We start from the raw sequence: 1,821 nt of genomic DNA, 5'->3' as shown, positions 1-1,821 counted from the left end.
CGCGTATCTCGCCGGCTTTGCGTACGCGTTCCCGCGCATCACGCTGTACGGCGCGATCCAGGGCACGCGCACGACCGCGACCGACACCGGTTCGCACACGTTCGAAGCCGGCGTGTCGGTACCCGTCACGTCGCGGCTGTCCGCGCTCGGCGAATGGGCGTACACGCGCCGCACCGCGTTGCGCACGGCCGTGTCGCGCAACACGGGCGTGGCCGGGCTCGACTACACGCTGTCGCGGCGCACCGACGTCTATGCGCTGGCCGGGTACGACCGGCTCGGCGGCAGCGGCGTCGCGGCGACCTGGGCGCTCGGCATCCGGCACCTGTTCTGACGCAGTGCGCATCGCGTATCCGGGTCTACCCGCTATAACCAAACCGCTGTTTTGTATAAAAAAGAAGTGCTTCGAATTCATCAACGTCCGTGCGTATAATTTTTCTCAGTTCATGTATACACAAACGCGATTCATGAACCGGCACGGCCCGCGTCCCGCTCGCGTCATGCGAACCGGCCGCCGCCCGCGGGATCGCCTCGCACGATGCCCGTCCGGCGCAAGCCGCTTCGCCCCGGAAAACAACGACGACTATTTGGAGACCGAATGAAAAAGAAGCTGATCGCGTCCAGTGTCATGCTGCTCGCCTGCGCCGGTGCGCATGCGCAGTCGCGCATCTGGCTGTCGGGTTACATGGACCTGAACATCGAGCACCTGATTTCGTCGGGCCCGGGCGGCAACATCACGCGGATGTCGAGCGGCGGTCTGAACAATTCGCGCTTCAACCTGAGCGGCGTCGAGGAACTCGGCGGCGGCAACAAGGCGGTCTTCACGATCGAACCGATGTTTTCAGCGAACACCGGCGTGCAGTCGACGCAGTTCCGGCAATCGTTCGTCGGCCTCAAGGGCAACTGGGGCGAGCTGACGATGGGCCGCCAGTTCACGCCGTCGTACTGGCTCGCCGGCTATGCAGACCCGACGTGGGCGGCCGACTTCAGCATGGTCAACGACATGCAGTTCTTCTACGCGACCTATCGCGTCGACAACGCGCTGCAGTACAAGACGCCGACCTTCCACGGCTTCACCGGGCGCGTGATGATCACGACCGGGCTCGGCGACGGCACGCGCGCCGGGCGCTTCTTCAGCACCGGCATCGAATACCGCAACGGGCCGCTGTTCCTCGGCGCCGTGAGCGAGCTGCAGTACACGCGCGACATCTTCCGCTCGTCGCAGATCCATTCGTCGCGCGACAACTATTTCTCGGCCGTGTACCGCTTCGGCGGCTTCGAGCCGACCGTGATCTACCACACGTACAACGGCTACTACGCGTATCCGCCGTACGTCGCATTCAATTCGCAGGGCTGGGATGCGCAGATCGGCGCGCGCTGGAACATCGACGGCATCAACCGCGTGTACCTGAGCGTCGTCCATCGCCACGACGACAACAACACGAGCATTTCGAGCGCGACCGGCGGCGTGATCGGCTACATCTACGGGCTGTCGAAGCGCACCGACCTGTACGTGACCGCCGCGCACGTGAAAAGCCAGCATCGCGTGCCCGTCGCGTATCCGGTCACGTTCCAGGTGTATCCGGACGGCGGCCAGAATCCGTCCGGCTTCCAGATCGGGATCCGCCACGCGTTCTGATGTTCCGAACCCGCGCGCCGCGACCGGCCAGCCGGGCGCTCGCGGCGCCACGACACAGTCATGACAAGGAGACGTTCATGCTTCGACCACGCAACAGTCGCACCCCGCAGGCCCGGATCGTCGGCCCGGCTGCCGCATCGATCCTGATCGCGGCGTCGGCGCTGGCCAGCGCCGCGCAACCGGCG

General features: G+C 65.2%; 2 protein-coding genes. Both read left to right on the top strand.

Annotated features, from left to right (window positions below):
- Positions 1 to 331, top strand: a 331-nt coding sequence (locus G3N93_RS39320; protein WP_374196562.1) for a porin, incomplete at its 5' end; no start/stop codon positions are given.
- Between the two features lie 264 nt (positions 332 to 595).
- On the top strand, positions 596 to 1,636 hold the full coding sequence (locus tag G3N93_RS39315) for a porin (protein ID WP_041492520.1): 1,041 nt from the start codon (positions 596 to 598) through the stop codon (positions 1,634 to 1,636).
- Positions 1,637 to 1,821: the final 185 nt, after the last annotated feature.

It is taken from the genome of Burkholderia sp. Se-20378, from assembly GCF_017104665.1.
In the GTDB taxonomy this organism is placed as follows: domain Bacteria; phylum Pseudomonadota; class Gammaproteobacteria; order Burkholderiales; family Burkholderiaceae; genus Burkholderia; species Burkholderia lata.
The sequence above is the reverse complement of the archived record's forward strand: the minus strand, read 5'-3'. Positions and strand labels throughout refer to the sequence as shown.

What these genes read in the sequence shown, in the direction of transcription:
- G3N93_RS39315 (WP_041492520.1), top strand. Translation starts at nt 596, where the DNA reads ATGAAAAAGAAGCTGATCGCGTCCAGTGTCATGCTGCTCGCCTGCGCC.